The sequence below is a fragment of the Gemmatimonadota bacterium genome (assembly GCA_040388535.1).
Classification (GTDB): Bacteria; Gemmatimonadota; Gemmatimonadetes; order Gemmatimonadales; family GWC2-71-9; genus Palsa-1233.
The window spans coordinates 765,318-781,636 of the sequence record JAZKBR010000002.1; the positions used below are offsets into that span (position 1 = coordinate 765,318).

13 protein-coding genes are annotated in these 16,319 nt (G+C 65.2%); 5 read left to right on the top strand and 8 right to left on the bottom strand.

Annotated elements, in window-relative coordinates; genetic code table 11:
* Positions 1-36: 36 nt before the first annotated feature.
* Entirely contained in the window at positions 37-1,329 is a 1,293-nt protein-coding gene (locus V4558_06930; protein MES2305222.1) for an aminotransferase class V-fold PLP-dependent enzyme, read from the bottom strand.
* 185 nt (positions 1,330-1,514) lie between these two features.
* Between V4558_06930 and V4558_06935 the strand changes: the two genes are divergently transcribed.
* From V4558_06935 to V4558_06950, 4 genes are all read left to right on the top strand, one after another.
* Positions 1,515-2,414: a DUF6252 family protein gene (locus V4558_06935; protein MES2305223.1), complete on the top strand. Its 900-nt coding sequence runs from the start codon at positions 1,515-1,517 to the stop codon at positions 2,412-2,414.
* 122 nt (positions 2,415-2,536) lie between these two features.
* Positions 2,537-3,298 (top strand): hypothetical protein, encoded by a 762-nt coding sequence (locus tag V4558_06940; protein ID MES2305224.1) that lies wholly within the window; start codon positions 2,537-2,539, stop codon positions 3,296-3,298.
* An 88-nt stretch (positions 3,299-3,386) separates the two neighbouring features.
* Positions 3,387-6,353, top strand: a complete 2,967-nt coding sequence (locus V4558_06945) for a protein kinase (protein MES2305225.1) — start codon at positions 3,387-3,389, stop codon at positions 6,351-6,353.
* Positions 6,354-6,458: 105 nt separating this feature from the next.
* Positions 6,459-6,899 (top strand): nuclear transport factor 2 family protein, encoded by a 441-nt coding sequence (locus tag V4558_06950; protein MES2305226.1) that lies wholly within the window; start codon positions 6,459-6,461, stop codon positions 6,897-6,899.
* Positions 6,900-6,902: 3 nt separating this feature from the next.
* Here V4558_06950 and V4558_06955 read toward each other — a convergent pair whose 3' ends face one another.
* The gene (locus V4558_06955) at positions 6,903-8,135 is read right to left on the bottom strand and encodes an RNA polymerase sigma factor (protein MES2305227.1); all 1,233 of its coding nucleotides are present in this window, start codon (positions 8,133-8,135) and stop codon (positions 6,903-6,905) included.
* A 1-nt stretch (position 8,136) separates the two neighbouring features.
* Positions 8,137-8,493: a YciI family protein gene (locus tag V4558_06960; GenBank protein MES2305228.1), complete on the bottom strand. Its 357-nt coding sequence runs from the start codon at positions 8,491-8,493 to the stop codon at positions 8,137-8,139.
* Positions 8,494-8,624: 131 nt separating this feature from the next.
* On the opposite strand from V4558_06960, the gene V4558_06965 reads away from it, so the two are divergent.
* Complete coding sequence (locus tag V4558_06965) at positions 8,625-9,203, top strand: TMEM175 family protein (protein ID MES2305229.1); 579 nt, start codon at positions 8,625-8,627, stop codon at positions 9,201-9,203.
* 60 nt (positions 9,204-9,263) lie between these two features.
* Here the strand turns inward: V4558_06965 and V4558_06970 are convergent, their stop codons facing one another.
* The 5 genes from V4558_06970 to V4558_06990 all read right to left on the bottom strand — a co-directional run bounded on the left by V4558_06970 (position 9,264) and on the right by V4558_06990 (position 16,268).
* Positions 9,264-12,215, bottom strand: a complete 2,952-nt coding sequence (locus V4558_06970) for a DNA/RNA non-specific endonuclease (GenBank protein ID MES2305230.1) — start codon at positions 12,213-12,215, stop codon at positions 9,264-9,266.
* A 202-nt stretch (positions 12,216-12,417) separates the two neighbouring features.
* The gene (locus tag V4558_06975) at positions 12,418-12,921 is read right to left on the bottom strand and encodes a hypothetical protein (GenBank protein MES2305231.1); all 504 of its coding nucleotides are present in this window, start codon (positions 12,919-12,921) and stop codon (positions 12,418-12,420) included.
* A 28-nt stretch (positions 12,922-12,949) separates the two neighbouring features.
* On the bottom strand, positions 12,950-13,702 hold the full coding sequence (locus tag V4558_06980; protein MES2305232.1) for a succinate dehydrogenase/fumarate reductase iron-sulfur subunit: 753 nt from the start codon (positions 13,700-13,702) through the stop codon (positions 12,950-12,952).
* The gene (locus V4558_06985) at positions 13,702-15,516 is read right to left on the bottom strand and encodes a fumarate reductase/succinate dehydrogenase flavoprotein subunit (protein ID MES2305233.1); all 1,815 of its coding nucleotides are present in this window, start codon (positions 15,514-15,516) and stop codon (positions 13,702-13,704) included. The genes V4558_06980 and V4558_06985 overlap by 1 nt, the downstream gene beginning before the upstream one ends.
* Positions 15,516-16,268: a succinate dehydrogenase gene (locus V4558_06990; protein ID MES2305234.1), complete on the bottom strand. Its 753-nt coding sequence runs from the start codon at positions 16,266-16,268 to the stop codon at positions 15,516-15,518. Before V4558_06990 ends, V4558_06985 begins: the two co-directional genes overlap by 1 nt.
* Between the last annotated feature and the right edge of the window lie 51 nt (positions 16,269-16,319).

The window sequence follows — 16,319 nt, forward strand, 5'->3', positions numbered from 1 at the left end:
CCCCCCCCCCCCCCCTTCCCCCTTCCCGCTTCTCGGCTACGCGATGCCTTTCTTGATCGCGCGCTCGACGATGTCGGCGAAGGTGTCAATCTCGTCGACCGTGGTGTAGACGTTGGGAGTCACGCGGAGGCCGCTGAATTCGGCGTGCACAATGGGAGTCGAGACGATGCGGTGCTTCTCGAGCAGCCAGGCGCCGAGCTTGCCAGGGTCGATCCCCTCGATCGAGAGGAGGGCGATCGCGCCGGAGTAGGGCGTGTTGATCTGCGTCGGAATCGTGACGCGATCGCTCGCGGCGAGCAGGCGCTTGGCCCAGCGGTCGCGCAGGTACCGCAGGCGTGCAACCTTGCGATCGGAGCCGATGCCGCGATGAAACGCGAGCGCCGCCGCAATGGCGTTGTGGTTCGCCGCCGGATGGGTGCCGATCTCTTCGTACTTCCGGATGTTGGTGTTCATCGTTGCCGGGGCGGCCATCATCGGCCAGATGTTCTTGATCTTGGCGTTGCGGACATAGAGGAAGCCGGTGCCGATCGGCGCCAGCAGCCACTTGTGCAGCGAGGTGCCGTAGTAGTCCACGTCGAGCTGGTCGCGGTTGAACGGAAAGTGCGCGTAGGCGTGCGCTCCGTCGACGAAGACCTCGATGTTGCGCTCACGCGCCATCTGAACGATCTCGCGCACCGGGAAGATCTGTCCGGTGAGATTGGTGATGTGCGTGATCTCGATGATCTTCGTCTTCGGCGTGATCGCCTTGCGGAAGACATCGACGAGATAGTCCTGCGACGGCGGCGGCACCTTGAACGACACCTGCTTGAGGACGATGCCATTGCGACGCACCCGCTGGTCCCAGGTCGTCAGCATCCGGCCGTAGTTCTGGTTGGTGACCAGCACTTCGTCGCCCGGCTGCAGGTCCATGCCGAGGATCAGCGTCTCGAGGCCTTCGGAGGCGTTGCGGGTGATGGCGATCTCCTCCACATCACAGCCGAAATCGTGCGCGAGGTCGCGACGCACGCTCTCGATCCGTGGCTCGAGCACCGCCCACATATGATTCGCCGGCAACTCGTTGCTGAACTTGAGATCGCGGATCATCTGCTCGAGCACGTGCGATGGCGTCGGTGAGACGCCGCCGTTGTTGAGATTGATCATCGAGCGATCCGCGTCGAACGCGCGCTGGATCTCGCCCCAGTACGCCTCATCCTCCGCCGCTGCCAGCGGGTTGGCGCTGCCGAGCCGATCGGTCGCGCGCACCACCTGGCGCATTGCCGATTCACGGAAGACCGGAAGGGCGGCGGACGCCCCGGCGAGGGCCTGAATGAAATTTCGGCGCGAGGACATCGTCGCTCCACGAAAGAGTGGGGACCTGAGGGCGGGCTGTGGGGTAGGGAGGGACGATACGCCGTTGGTCACCCGGGCGCCAGCCTGCCAGAGCGCCACGCGGTCAGAAAGGTCTGGCGCGACGCGAGTCCGGACTGCAAGTTCTTCGTTCTCGCCTTTTTTCCTCGATCCCTTGCCGAGGCGTTATGTCCCCCCGACTCTCCCTCTCCGTTGCCCTCGCAGCGTTCTGCCTTGCCGGCTGCGGCTCATCCAGCTCCGGCCCCAGCGACGGCGGCAACACGGCCGCGTTCTCTGCAAAGATCGATGGTGCCGCGTGGAACTCCCTCGCTATCAGCACCTCGGCGCACGGCTCGGCGAACGGAACGTTCACCCTGATCGGTTCGATCACGAGCCCGACCCAGACCTCGATGTCGCTGACCCTCTGGAACATCGGTGCGCCGGGGACCTATCCGATGGGCGTCGGGCCGACGGTCCCCGGTGGGACGGCCACCATCGTCACGGGAGCGCAGTCGTGGTCGACCCCGCTCTCGGGTGCCGCTGGCACGGTCACGGTCACGGCGGTGTCCGCCACGAGCATCACCGGGACCTTCTCGTTCGTCGCCGCACCAGTAAGTGGCGGGGCCACCGGAAACCGCACCGTCACCCAGGGCACCTTCGACCTGCCCGTCACCTCCACCGGCTCGGTCACGGTACCGCTGAATGTTGGCAGCACCTTTGGCGGGACGCTTGGTGGAACCGCGTGGAATGCCGCGACGATCGTGATCGTGGCGGCACCGTCGTCGGGCACGCTCACGATCGGTGCCAGCAACGTCACGCACAGCATCAATATGCTGATCTCGGGATACGCCGGAGTCGGGACCTACACACTCGGAACTGGGGTGCAACGCACGATGACGGTGTTCCTCAGCGGAACTGTCCAGAGCTGGGGCGCCATCGGGTCGCAGAGTACCGGCACGGTCACGGTCACGAGCGCGACGGCGTCGCGGATCAAGGGGAGCTACACTGCTTCGCTCGCCCCCGGCGCCAATACGACCGGAGCCCTGACGTTGACCGGGAATTTTGACGTCGGGCTCCAGTCGCCCTGAGCGCAGGCCGAAGCGTTGGGGAGATCAACGGCGGGTAAGGCAATCCGGGGGGATGGAAACCCGTCCCCCGCTTCCGCGTACTCACGGACAGGCCCCTCTCATCTACCCTACAGGACCTGCCGATGCGCCACCACACTCTGGTTCCCCTCGCGTTCGCCCTCATCCTTGCGGCCCCCGTCACGGCCCAGAGCACCCGAATCCCGAAAAACGGCACCGAAGTACTCGAAAGGATGCGTGCCAAGTACGCGGGGAAGTGGTACCCCACGCTCGAGTTTGCCCAGAAGACCACGCTCTATCGCCCCAACGGCACGCGAGAGGAAGCGTGGCACGAGCGCCTCTGGCAGAGTCCTGCGCGCGGAACCTTGCTGCGGATCGACCAGGGCGATTCCACCCTCGGCAACTACACCATCAATACCGCTGATTCAGGGTACATCGTGCGCGGCGGCAAACTCGCGCGAGCCAGTGCCGACGGGAATTTCTTCCTGCCGCTGATCGAGGGCGTCTATCTGCAGCCGGTTGAGCGCACGGTGAAGGATCTCGCGAGCACGAAGATCGACCTCGGCCGGGTGCGCGAAGGGAACTGGCAGGGGGAGCCGGTCTGGGTCGTCGGTGCGACCGATGCCTCCGACACGACGGCGGCGCAGTTCTGGGTGGATCCGAAGCGGATGGTGGTGGTGCGCGTCCTGATCGGGCTCGCGCCGGGGCAGCCACCGCTCGATGTGCACCTCGAACAGTACGTGGCGACCGGCGGCGGCTGGCTCGCGACCCGGGTCCAGATGTTCATGAACGGGAAACCGGTCCAGATGGAGGAATACTCCGACTGGAAGACCGGGCACCGGATCGACGCCAGGGTGTTCGAGGCGCCGGCCAGGGCGACGCCCTGACTTCTTGAAGATCCTTGCGGTCCCCTCGGGATTGTCGTTCCTTTATTGCTTCCAAACGACATATCCCAAGTACTGACGGGGCCTAGCCTTGACCAGCGCGACCCGCGCCTGTCCGACCTGCCGTACTCCGCTCCCGATGCAGGCGCACTTCTGCCTGAATTGCGGCGCTGCCACACCGACCGAACCGGGGGTCCCCGAACGGGTCGCCCCTACCGGCGCGGTGGAGGTCTCGCGGCTCACCCGGGCCCTGAGCGCGCACTACCGGGTGGAGCGGGTGCTCGGCGAGGGTGGGATGGCGACGGTCTACCTCGCCGAAGACCCCAAGCATCGTCGCAAGGTCGCCGTCAAAGTGATGCGGCCGGAGCTGGCGGAGACACTCGGTACCGAGCGCTTCCTGCGCGAAGTCGAGATTGCGGCACAGCTGAGCCATCCGCACGTGCTCCCGGTCTTCGACTCGGGCACTTCCGAAGGGTTCCTCTACTACGTGATGCCGTTCGTCGACGGCGAGTCGTTGCCGTCGCGGATGTCGCGCGAGAAGCAACTCCCCGTCCTGGAAGCCGTGCGGCTCGCGCGCGAGGTCGCGGAGTCGCTCGAATACGCCCACAGCCGCGGCATCGTGCATCGCGACATCAAGCCGGCCAACATCCTGTTGAGCGCCGGACACGCCCTGGTGGCCGACTTCGGTATTGCACGCGCGATCTCGGGCGGCGGCAAGTCGCTGACGCAGACCGGTCTCGCGATCGGAACGCCGCAGTACATGAGTCCCGAGCAGGCGATGGGCGCGGTCGATGTCGATGGTCGCGCCGACATCTACGCGCTCGGCTGCGTGCTTTACGAAATGATTGCGGGCGAGCCGCCGTTCAGTGGTCCGACCGCTCAGGCCGTGATTGCGCGCTCGTTGACCGAGACGGCGCGCCCACTCACCGCCACGCGCGAGGGGCTGGCGCCCCGCGTGGCGGCGGTGGTCCAGAAGGCGCTCGCGAAATCGCCCGCCGACCGGTACCAGACGGCAGCAGAGATGGCCGAGGCGCTGCGTGCGGCCGAAGACCAGGTGCGCGATGGCAGCCGCGAAACTGCGGTGGCGAGTGGCGTGCCGAGTGGCAAGCTGTGGCTCGCGTTCGGCGTGCTCGCACTCGTGGTGCTCACCGGTTTCGTGGTGGCGGCTGTGCGTCGCGGCTTGCCGACCTGGGTGCTGGGAATCGCAGGGCTGCTGATCGGTGGCGGCGCACTGGCGTTGTTCCTGACATCGCGTGCTGAAGCAAGGCGCCGCGATCATCAGCCGGCGAAGAAGCTCGACGCGCTGCTCAGCTGGCGTAACGCGGCACTCGGCGGCGTCGCGGCACTCGCGGTCTGGGCGATGACCGCCACGATGCTCGCAGTCGGACCTACGACGAGTGGCGGGAGTGGTGGCCTGAAGAAGGTGGCCATCCTGCCGTTTGTGAATCAGGGTACCGCCGAGGACGCCTACTTCGCCGATGGCATTGTGGATGAAGTACGCGGCAAGCTCGCCAAGATCGGTCAGCTGACAGTAATCGCTTCGGCCAGCGCCGATCAGTATCGCAACAGCACCAAGACGCCGGTGGAGATGGCGAGCGAGCTGGGTGTGGACTATCTGCTGGTCGGCAAGGTGCGCTGGGCGGGTATTGGCGGGGTGCGGCGGGTGCAGGTCGTGCCGGAACTGGTCGATGGCCGGACGGGGGCGACGACCTGGTCGCAGCCGTTCGAAGCAGGCATGACCGATGTCTTCCAGATGCAGACCTCGATCGCGTCACAGGTCGCAGGGGCCCTCGGTACCGCGCTTGGCAGCCACGATCAGGCGGAGCTCGCGGCGCGGCCGACCACGAACGCCGCAGCGTACGATCTCTACCTCAAGGGGCGTGCGATCGCGAGCAACGCCGCTGCATCACAGCGCGAGGCAGCCGGGTACTATGAGCAGGCGGTGGCGCTCGATTCCACCTTCGTCGATGCCTGGGCACGGCTCGGTGCAGCATGGACGAGTGTCTACAGCAACGGGACGCGCCAGACGGCCGAGGCCCAGCGCGCGAAGGAGGCGATCGATCGCGCGCTCCGCCTCGATCCGAATTCGGGGTCGACGCATATGGCGGCGGCCCGGTATCAGTCGCTGGTGACTCGCGATGTCGAGGCCGCTGATCGCGAAACCAACCTCGCACTCGCGGCCGCCCCGAAGGACCCCAACGTTCTGACCCTCTCCGCCGGGACCGACGTCCGGGTCGGCCGGTTCGATGCGGCGCTTGCCAAGCTCGCGCGTGCGCGGGAGCTCGACCCCCGTTCACAGGCCACCCTCGCCTCGCTGTTGACGACGCTGGTGTCACTGCACCGCATCGATGAAGCGATCGCCGTCGGTGAGCAGGCCGTTGTGCTCAAGGCAACGGACCTGGGGACGGTGCAGTACCTCGCGATGGCATACGTGATGAAAGGCGATATCGCAGGGGCACGTCGCACCGTTCGTGCTGCGATCGGGCCAACCCCCGCCACTGAGGTGGTCGCGTACTTTGCCGGCTACAATGAATTTTCCTGGGTGCTCGAGCCGGCGGAGCAGGATCTCCTCTTCCGACTCTCGCCGGCGGCGTTCGACAACGATCGCGCCTGGTGGGGCCAATCGCTGGCGATTCTGGCGCAGCAGCGTGGCGAGATGGCGCGGGCCCGCGCCTATGCCGATTCGTCACTGGCGACATCCGCGTCCCAGTCGGCGGCGAATCCGAAGGACCCGCAACTCCATACGCTGTACGGGGTGATGCTGGCGCTGGTCGGGAAGACCGCAGATGCGGTGCGGGAGGGAGAGCTGGGGGTGCAACTAGCGACCAGCCAATCGATGTCCGACCCGAACTACTTCTATGGCGAACTCCAGCTCGCACGCATTTACACGATTGCCGGGATGAAGGAGAAGGCCGCGGTCATGGTGGAGCAGGTGACGCGAGCGAATTACGTACTGACGGCTGCGCGCCTCCGAATCGACCCGAGCTTCGCCTCGCTCAAGGGGACGCCGGCCTTCGACAAGCTGCTCAAGGAAACGGCCGGGAGCACCAAGCCGTAGGAGGTCAGAAGTGTGTGAGGGCACCCGAGCTGCCACTCCCCTCGCGCGGGCGCCGCGCTACTCTCACACCACGCGCACGACCTGACGCCCACTCCGGAGCTCTCGATGCACTCCCGCCATTTGCTCTCCCTGCTTGTCGTCCTGGCCGCTACCCCACTCGCTGCACAGGCGCCCGCTGCGGCTGCCAGTTCAGAAGAAGCCAACGTCCGCGCCACCGTGAAGGAGTATCTCCACGGCCTCAAGTTCAACGATGTGAAGAGCTTCGAGCGGACCTTCACGCCCGACGCGAAGTTGATGTTCATCAACCGCGGCGGCCAGATCGGCCAGCTCACCCAGCCCGACTGGTATCGCGGCTTCGCGACCGTGGCCGGGAAGGAAGAAGCCGGCGAGTTCGAGGTACTGGCCGTTGACATCACCGGCAACGCGGCGTCGGTCAAGGTGCAGGAGACGTATCCCAAGTCGGTGTACGTGAATTACCTGTCGATGCTCAAGGTCGGCAACGAATGGAAGATCGTGAACAAGATCTACAACGCGCGAACGCGCTGACGTTCATCGCGACTGCTGGAGTGATGCCAGGCGCCGCTCAAGGAAGCGCCGCTCCGGCGCCTGGGTGGTGAGTTCGAGGGCACGACGATACGAATCGGCGGCGACGTCGAGTTGTCCGAGCTGACGGCAGAGGTCGGCACGGGCCGCGTGGGCGAGGTGATACTCCTCGAGGTCACCGTCCTGCAACAGTTGGTCGACCAGCGCGAGGCCAGCCGCGGGACCATCGCGCATGGCGATTGCGGCGGCCCGGTTGAGCTCAACCACCGGCGATGGTGCCACCCTCCGCAGGAGATCGTAGAGGCCCACGATCTCTGCCCAGTCGGTGTCCTCGGGTGTTGCGGCTTCGGCATGGATCGCCGCAATCGCGGCCTGCAGCCCATACTGGCCGGTGGCACGCCGTTTCAATCCACGTCGGACCAATGCCACTCCCTCGGCGATTTGCTCCCTGTCCCATTCTGCGCGATCCTGTTCGCTGAGCAGGATCAGGTCGCCGGCGGCATTGCTTCGCGCGGCGCGGCGCGCATCCTGGAGGAGCATCAGGGCGAGCAGTCCGAAGACTTCGGGCTCGGGGAGGAGTTCGACCATGAGCCGACCGAGCCGGATCGCCTCACCCGCGAGATCGGCGCGGGTCACCACCTCACCAGAAGTTGCCGAGTACCCTTCGTTGAAGACCAGATAGATCACCTGCAGCACGGTGCCGAGTCGTTCGGGAAGGTCAGCACGTTCGGGCAGCTGGAAGGGGATGCCGGCGTCGCGAATCTTGGCCTTCGCACGGACGATGCGCTGCGCGAGCGTCGGTGCACCGATCAGGAAGGCACGCGCGATTTCCTCGGTCGCGAGCCCGCACACCTCACGGAGAGTCAGGGCGATCCGGGCATCGGGCGGAAGCGCGGGGTGACAACAGGTGAAGATCAGCCGCAGCCGATCGTCCTCGAGGCCCGGCTCCTCCCAGGCGACCGCAGGAATGCTCGATTCGAGTCGATCGGCATCGGCCAGGAGGCTCTGATCGAAGCGAGCGCGGCGACGGAGACGGTCGATCGCCTTGAAGCGCCCGGCGGAAACCAGCCACGCGCGAGGATTGCCGGGGAGTCCGGCGGTAGGCCATTGCTCGACGGCTGCGGCGAAGGCGTCCTGCAACGCCTCCTCGGCGAGATCGAAATCGCCGAGGAGACGAATCAGGGTCGCGAGGACCGCTCGGGACTCGCTGCGATAGAGCGCGTCGAGTTCCCGCTCCATCTCAGGACGGTCCCATCTCCAGGATCGGGCGGACCTCGATCGAACCGATGCGGGCCGAGGGAATCCGCGACGCAATCTGGGCTGCCTCGTTGAGGTCCTTCGCGTTGATGAGGTAGTAGCCGCCGAGCTGTTCCTTCGTTTCGGCGAACGGTCCGTCGGTCATCGAGACCTTGCCATTGCGAATGCGCACGGTGGTGGCGGTCGAGGTGGGCTGCAGCGGATTGCCACCGATGTAGTGACCGCTCTCCCGCACCGATTCGGTGAAGGCGCGATATTCTCCGAAGAAGGCGCCGCTTTCGGCCGGGGACATCTCGCCCAGCATCTTTTCTTCGTCGTAAATCAGGCAGAGGTAACGCATGGTGCACTCCTTGAGCAGGTGAGGAAGTTGGTGCGTACCTCATAGTCGACCGGGGAAGCCCGAAATCGACATCGACCCTCCGGTGCTACTTTTGCAGCGCCGGACCCACAGTATCGCCCGGGGAGCTGCCGATGGGGAAGGGGAGAATCGAGGCCTTCAGCGATGGCGTGCTCGCCATCATCATCACCATCATGGTGCTCGAATTGAAGGTGCCGCACGGCGCCGACCTGGCGACACTGCAGCCCCTCATTCCGGTCTTCCTGAGCTATCTGCTCTCGTTCATCTATATCGGGATCTACTGGAACAATCACCATCACACGTTTCAGGTGGTGCACAGCGTCACCGGACGGGTGCTCTGGGCCAATCTGCACCTGCTCTTCTGGCTCTCGCTGGTGCCGTTCGTGACCGCGTGGATGGGGGAGAATCATTTCGAGCGGGGGCCGGTCGCCCTGTATGGCGTGGTGCTCTTCAATGCCGGTGCGGCGTACTTCATCCTGCTGCGGGCGCTGATCGCCCACCACGGGGCCGATTCTCCGATCGCCCTCGCGGTGGGTCGCGACCGGAAAGGGATCGCGTCCAACGTCATCTACGCCATCGCGATTGCCTGCGCATTCATTGACCCGCGCATCTCCTGTGCGCTATATGTGGTCGTCGCAATGATCTGGATTCTTCCGGATCGCCGGATCGAGCGGGTGCTGGTGAGCGAATAAACGAACGAGGCCCCGGCGCCGTGCAGCGCCGGGGCCTTGTTCGTTCCATTCTGGCGACCGCTACGAGATCGCCTGGATGATGCGCTCGATCAGCGCCTTCACGTTCGCCGCATCGCCCGCCGTCAGTCTCCCCGATCGCACCATCGCATCGAGTTCGTTGAGGAAGGCGCTGAGCTGGCCGAACGCGGCATTGGTGCCGCCGTTGCCGACGCTCTTAGCTGCAGCGTCGAGCTTGGCCGCCAGCGAATTGGCGTTGCCCTTGTTGATGACCCCGGCATTTGCGAGCTGTTCGATCAGCGCATTCGCATTGCCAACCCCTTCGGCCGGCGTCAGCACCTTGATCACCCGAGTGCTCGTGCCGCTGGCATCGTCATCCGCGACGCGCACACTCACCGTGAACGAGCCCGCGCTGGAGTAAAGGTGCGAAAGCGCGAAGGTCTTGCCGGAGAGCGCCAGCGGCTGGATGCCGGAGCCATCACCATAATCCACCGTGGCGTTCCAGCTGTCGGCACCGGGATCGGTGAAACTGCCGCTACTGGTGAAGATCTCGCCGGGGAGCAGGGTGGCACCGGCGAAGGTGCTCACCGAAGGCGCGACGTTGCTCACCGTGGCGCTGGCGAACACAGTGTCGGCGAGCCCGCGAATATCGGTGGCAATGAGCCGTACCGTGTACCCACCGTCCTGCGCATAGGTATGGCTGACGTTCACACCGGTCGCCGTGGCGCCGTCACCGAAGCGCCAGGCATACGTCAGCGCATCGCCATCAGGATCACTCGAGCCGCTCGCACTCATCGCGACTGACGATCCCTCAGTGGCGGCATACGGCCCGTTGAGCACCGCGACCGGGGGCTTCGTGTTGCTTTCGACGGCAATTTCGATGTCATTGCGCAGGAGGGCGAGGAGATCGTATCCGCTCAATGCCTCCACCGCATCGACGGTGGTCTTGTAGCTCTCCCAGTTGACGTTCCGGACGCCAGGCTCGTTGGGCATGATGACCGCAATCACCTGAAGGTCACTGATGCTCTGGACATCGGCGAGTCCCTTATCGTGTGGCATGATGACCGCGACTTTCCACGTCTGCGCGGGAATGGTGATGATCCCCTGGTCCTTGATGGTGCCCTTGCTCCCCGCGACACCAGCGATGACGTAGACCTCCTTGTTCTGGAGGCGGGCATAGTCACCCAGCACATTCTCGAAGTTCGCCCAGGGGCCCTGATTCAAGTCGGCGGCCTGTGGCACGATGTTGCTGAAGTAGAACGTGGTCGCGTTGTCGAGCGAGGCCGAGGTCCGGTCGAAGGAACGGGCGAGGTGGCCGCGATCGATGCCGTAACCGTGATAGGCCCCGGCCCCGGTGTAATCCGCCGTGGTGTAGCGGGTGTAGGCTGCGGGGAGCGCGGGATCGTACGTGAAACAGTCGCAGCGATCCTCGGCGCCGAACTGCGTAACGTCGATGTCGTAGGCGACCCAGTTCGGGGTCCCGCGGTTCTTGTTGAACGAGAGAGTGTACTGATCCCGGCGAATGATGAAGTCGTCGCTGGCGTCGGCATCGGTTGGCTCGCCGAATTCGGCATTGCCGGCATATAGCGCCGTCGCACTCGCCACCGCGATCCTGGTGGGGAGCGAGGTGGTGCCGGTGGTGATGCCGTCGGCAGCCGTCGCACGGATGACCGCCATCCCGGGTGCCAGTGCGGTCATCACGCCATTCTGGTCGATGGACGCGATCGCCGGCGTATCGGAGGACCAGGTCACGGTGGTGTTGATCACGGTCCCGGAGCCGTTGCGCACGGTGGCGAAGATCTGGTCCTGGAAGCCGACCGGGAGGGCCGGATCGGAAGAGATCCTGCCGCTGAAGGCGATGGTGTTCGCCGGCGGCGGCACGACGCCCCCGCTGTTGCAAGCCCCGAAGGTCGCGGTCGCGGGCGCCTGCCACGCGCCGGCCGCGGTGCGCTGGAGCGATTGCCCAACTGGTGACGAAGTGGCCTCGCTGACGACGATATCAGTCGAGGTGATGCCGTTTGCAGGTCCGGTGGTCGCGGCGAAGGCCCCCTCATAAGAGAGGAATTCGACAATCTGTCCGAGATTGTTGACGAGGGCCATCCCATCGGGCGACCCGTTCTGCACGCCATTGACGGGATACGTCACGACCACGACACCACGGGTGGAGCAGGTGGCGGGAATCGTGCCGGTGAGTGCCGTCGTGTTGTACGCCGCACCCCCGTTGCCATCATAGAGCACGATGCTCCAGCCCGTCAGCGACGTGCCCGCAGGACCTTCGATCTCGATGGCCTCGTTGGCATCGGTGCCGACGTTGTCATAGTGCAGCTCGCTGAAGCGGACTTCGGGCGGGCCGGGTGGTGGCGGTGGTGGCGGTGGGGGTGGGGGTGGCGGCGGTGGTGGAGGCGGCGGGGCGATCACGTCCTCGTCGTTGCAACTGCCAAAGGACGAAGCGCCTGGCCCGCTCCACGCCCCGGTGCCATCGCGCTTGAGCGACATTCCGAGGGGCTCGGTTCCGGCTTCGGTCACACCGACATCGGTCGAGGTCACTCCATTCGCGGCCCCACCGACGCCGGCGAAGACGCCCTCGTAGGAGAGGAACTCGACCAGCACTCCTCCCGGACCGACGAGGGCGATGCCGTCGGGGGAACCATTCTGGATGCCGTTGGCGGGATAGGTCGTCACCACGACGCCGCGTGCATTGCACCCGACCGGAATGGTGCCGCTCAGCGCCGTGGTGTTGTACACGGCGCCGCCGGTGCCGTTGTAGAGTACCAGCGAGTAGCCGGTGAGATCAGTGCCGGCTGGCCCGGAGACTTCAATCGCCTCGCCCGCATCGGTGCCGACATTGTCATAGTGGAATTCGCTGATGCGCACCGAGGGCATCACGACGCGAGCGACGCCGCCTGGTGCGAGCTCGGTCGGCGAGGTGCCGGTAATCGCCGGGGCGCGATCACTGCAAGAACCAGTGAGGAAGGTCAGCGCCAGCAGCGCGAGACTTCCGTGGCGAACACGCATGAGAGGTTCCGGGTCGGATGGTGACGCAGGCCGCGCCGTCGCAGTGCGACGGCTGGTGGCTGATGCAGCAGATTGTCGGGGAATCGTGACTGGAGAAAGCTAACGTCGAATGTTGACGAATCGCCAGCAGAATGCATCGAGCGGGTCACAGTCGAGCGTTGCAGCGGCGCCACACTTTGGCGACACGATCTCGTGCCGTGCGTTACTCCCCGATCATCGGCTCGATCATCTCCCGTTCGCGCGGCGCGATGTGCGGTGAATCATTGAGGAGCCGGGCGCAGCTGTTCCAGCGCAGAATGGCGTCGTCGTCGTCGACCGGGCGGATCGCTTCGGCTCGCTCGTAGAGCGCCATCGCCTCGGTCAGCCATTCGTGCGCGTTCTGGCTCGCTCCCGGGGTGCGCTTTTCCAGTTGCGCCCGGGCGCGGCGTTCGCAGATGATCCCGCCGTAGTAGGCGCGCTCATACTCGCCAGTAAAGTGCGAGAGGGTCTCCCGCGCCCGGCTTGCCGCCCCTGCCGATTCCGACCCGAACTGATCGGTGCGCGCGAGCAGCAGGACCTGCAACGCCTTCTGGTTGCCGGGGTCGGTGTTGAGAATGTCGAGGCAGATGCTCTCGGCCGCCCACGGCTGGTTGAGCAGCCGATACCGTTCGGCCTTGTCGAGCGCCAGCGGAATCGCGGCAGCGGAAAGCAGTTTCAGTGCGAGCATGGGACGCTCCGGAAACGGTTCGGACTACTCATGAAGTCGACGAGCCACGGACCAGGCGCACCAGCGCCCGGAGCGGATCGTAGAAGCGATCCACCACCCGCTCCTTGAGCGGAATGATCGCGTTATCGGTGATCGCAATCCCTTCGGGACAGACCTTGGTGCAGCACTTGGTGATGTTGCAGTAGCCCACCCCGTCGGCTTCCCGGAGTTCGTCCATCCGGTCGGCGGTGTCAAGCGGGTGCATCTCGAGCGCCGCGATATAGGTCAGGTACCGCGGGCCGACGAAGCTCTCGTGCTTCTGGTGATCCCGCAGGACGTGACAGACATCCTGGCAGAGGAAGCATTCGATGCACTTGCGAAACTCCTGCACCCGGTCGACATCGGCCTGCTGCATTCGCCAGGTGCCGTCCGGGGCGTCGGGCGCGCGCGGCGTGAATTTGCGGATCTTCTTCTTGACCCGGAAATTCCAGCTCACATCGGTCACCAGGTCGCGCACGTGCGGGAAGGCGCGCATCGGTTCGACCGTGACGGGCTTGCTCATATCGAGCTCGTTGAGCCGGGTCATGCACATCAGCCGCGGCTTGCCGTTGATCTCGGCCGAGCAGGAACCGCACTTGCCGGCCTTGCAGTTCCAGCGAACGGCGAGGTCATTGGCCTGGTCGGCCTGGATGCCGTGGACGGCATCGAGCACCACCATCCCCTCGGAGACCTCGGTCGGGTAGTCGACGAATGCGCCGCCGCCGTCGGCGCCGCGCCAGATGCGGAAGGTGGCCTGTGCCATTACTTCTGCTCCTCGATGATGCGGGCCTGTTCGGTGGTGAGCGGGGTAACGGGTTCGCGCGACAGGACCATGGCGCCATCGGCCCCCTGGCGTACGACAATGTTGAAGCGCGCCGCCGCGGGATCCTTGTCAGGGTAGTCCTCGCGGAAATGCCCGCCGCGACTCTCCTTCCGTTCAATAGCAGATCGGGCAATGGCTTCCGAGATGGTGAGCAGGTTGCCGAGATCCATCGCGGTGTGCCAGCCGGGGTTGTACTCGCGGTTGCCGATCGCGCCGACCTTCGCCGCGCGGGTTCGCAGTTGCTGGAGGTGGGCAAGTGCCTCCTGCATCTCGTCTTCGCGACGCACGATCCCCACCAGGTCCTGCATCATCGACTGCAAGTCGTGCTGCACATGGTAGGCACCCTCGGCGTCAACGCCACGTTCGAAGGGCGCCAGCGCGTTCGCCGCGGCACGTTCGACGGCCGCGCTGTCGATGCTGCCGGCGCCCTGCTCCCGGGCGAAGCGCGCCGCATATTCGCCGGCGCGACGGCCGAACACCAGCAGATCGGAGAGCGAGTTGCCGCCGAGACGATTGGCGCCGTGCAGCCCGGCGGCGCACTCGCCGGCGGCGAAGAGACCCGGAACCGACGTCATCTGCGAATCGCCGTCGACCCGAATGCCACCCATGATGTAGTGCGTGGTGGGGCCGACTTCCATCGGCTCCTTCGTGATATCGATATCGGCAAGTTGCTTGAACTGGTGATACATGCTGGGGAGCTTCTTCTTGATGTGCTCCGCGGCGTTCGGCAGGCGATCCTTGATCCAGGAGATATCGAGGAAGACGCCGCCGTGGGGCGAGCCGCGGCCGGCGCGCACTTCGCGCATGATGCAGCGCGCCACGTGATCGCGCGTGAGCAGCTCCGGTGGACGACGCGCCGTCTTGTCGCCCTGGGTGTAGCGCCACCCTTCTTCTTCGGTGTCGGCGGTCTGGGCGCGGTAGTTCTCCGGAATGTCGTCGAACATGAAGCGACGCCCTTCCTTGTTGCGCAACACACCGCCTTCGCCGCGCACACCCTCGGTGACCAGAATGCCTTTCACGCTCGGCGGCCACACCATGCCGGTCGGGTGGAACTGCACGAACTCCATATCCTGCAGCTCGGCCCCGGCCGCATAGGCAAGCGACTGGCCATCGGCCGTGTACTCCCAGCTATTGCTGGTGATGGAGAACGCGCGCCCGACACCGCCGGTCGCCAGGACGACGGCCTTGCACTTGAAGAGCCGGAAGCGGCCGCGTTCGCGATCGTAGCCGAACGCACCCACCACCCGGTTGCCATCCTTCAGCAGCGAAATGATGGTCACTTCCATATGGACATCGATGCCCTGATGGATCGCGTGATCCTGCAGCGTGCGAATCATCTCGAGTCCGGTCCGATCACCCACGTGCGCCAGGCGCGGGTAGCGATGGCCGCCGAAATTGCGCTGCAGGATACGGCCGTCGCTGGTGCGATCGAAGACCGCGCCCCACGATTCCAGCTCGATGATGCGGGCCGGTGCCTCCTGGGCGTGCAGTTCGGCCATCCGGGCGTTGTTGACGTACTGCCCGCCGCGCATCGTATCGGCGAAGTGCACCATCCAGTTGTCGCGGTCATCCACGTTGCCCATCGCGGCCGCGGCACCGCCCTCCGCCATCACGGTGTGGGCCTTGCCGAGCAGCGACTTGCAGACGAGCCCCACGCGCACGCCAGCCGCCGCGGCTTCGATCGCGGCGCGCAGCCCTGCGCCGCCGGCACCAATGATGAGGACATCGTGTTCGTGCGTTTCGTACTCCGCCATCAGAAGAGCCTCCAGTCATGCCAGATACCCATCGAACAGAGGCGGATGTAGATGTCGGAGAAGGCAACCATCACCAGCGAGCACCACGCCCACTTCATATGAGCGCGGTTGAGGCAGCTCGAGCAGTCATAGAGTGTCTTCCGCACCGGGCGCTCGGAGAGGCGATCCATCAGGCCACCCACCGCATGGCGGAACGAATGGCAACCGAGGGTGTAGCCGCCCAGCAGCACGAGATTCGTGGCGAGGATGAGGGTCCCGACTCCGACGCCGAATTCCCGGGTGCCCGCGGCGTTGACGAACCAGAACGCCTCGTACAGATCCTTCGCCAGGAAAAGCAGGAAGGGGATGGCGATGAAGAGAAAGAAGCGATGCAGGTTCTGGAGGATGAGCGGGAAGGAGTGCTCGCCCCAGTAGCTCTTGCGCGGTTCGCCCACGGCACAGTTGACCGGATCGGCCCAGAGTGCCTTGTAGTAGGCGCCGCGATAGTAGTAACAGGTGAAACGGAAGCCGCCTGGCGCCCAGAGAATCAGCAGCGCCGGCGAGAACTTCATCCATCCCGGCCACCATCCCGGCTTCGGTCCGAAGAGCGCGTGAGGCGACGCTCCGAAGATTTCAGGCGAATAGAATGGCGAGATGTAGGAGCCGAAGTAGTAATGGTCGCCCTGAAAGGCAGACCAGGTGGCGTAGACGATGAAGGACGAAAGGATCAGGAAAGTGATCAGTGGCTGAATCCACCACGCGTCCGTCCGCATAGTTTCGCCGAATCGGCGAGGAGCGAGAGGAAGCGGCGCGTGAGCCATCGG

What these genes read in the sequence shown, in the direction of transcription:
- V4558_06955 (MES2305227.1), bottom strand. Translation starts at nt 8,135, where the DNA reads ATGGAGCGGGAACTCGACGCGCTCTATCGCAGCGAGTCCCGAGCGGTC.
- V4558_06940 (MES2305224.1), top strand. Translation starts at nt 2,537, where the DNA reads ATGCGCCACCACACTCTGGTTCCCCTCGCGTTCGCCCTCATCCTTGCG.
- V4558_06970 (MES2305230.1), bottom strand. Translation starts at nt 12,215, where the DNA reads ATGCGTGTTCGCCACGGAAGTCTCGCGCTGCTGGCGCTGACCTTCCTC.
- V4558_06930 (MES2305222.1), bottom strand. Translation starts at nt 1,329, where the DNA reads ATGTCCTCGCGCCGAAATTTCATTCAGGCCCTCGCCGGGGCGTCCGCC.
- V4558_06990 (MES2305234.1), bottom strand. Translation starts at nt 16,268, where the DNA reads ATGCGGACGGACGCGTGGTGGATTCAGCCACTGATCACTTTCCTGATC.
- V4558_06935 (MES2305223.1), top strand. Translation starts at nt 1,515, where the DNA reads ATGTCCCCCCGACTCTCCCTCTCCGTTGCCCTCGCAGCGTTCTGCCTT.
- V4558_06980 (MES2305232.1), bottom strand. Translation starts at nt 13,702, where the DNA reads ATGGCACAGGCCACCTTCCGCATCTGGCGCGGCGCCGACGGCGGCGGC.
- V4558_06950 (MES2305226.1), top strand. Translation starts at nt 6,459, where the DNA reads ATGCACTCCCGCCATTTGCTCTCCCTGCTTGTCGTCCTGGCCGCTACC.
- V4558_06965 (MES2305229.1), top strand. Translation starts at nt 8,625, where the DNA reads ATGGGGAAGGGGAGAATCGAGGCCTTCAGCGATGGCGTGCTCGCCATC.
- V4558_06985 (MES2305233.1), bottom strand. Translation starts at nt 15,516, where the DNA reads ATGGCGGAGTACGAAACGCACGAACACGATGTCCTCATCATTGGTGCC.
- V4558_06975 (MES2305231.1), bottom strand. Translation starts at nt 12,921, where the DNA reads ATGCTCGCACTGAAACTGCTTTCCGCTGCCGCGATTCCGCTGGCGCTC.
- V4558_06960 (MES2305228.1), bottom strand. Translation starts at nt 8,493, where the DNA reads ATGCGTTACCTCTGCCTGATTTACGACGAAGAAAAGATGCTGGGCGAG.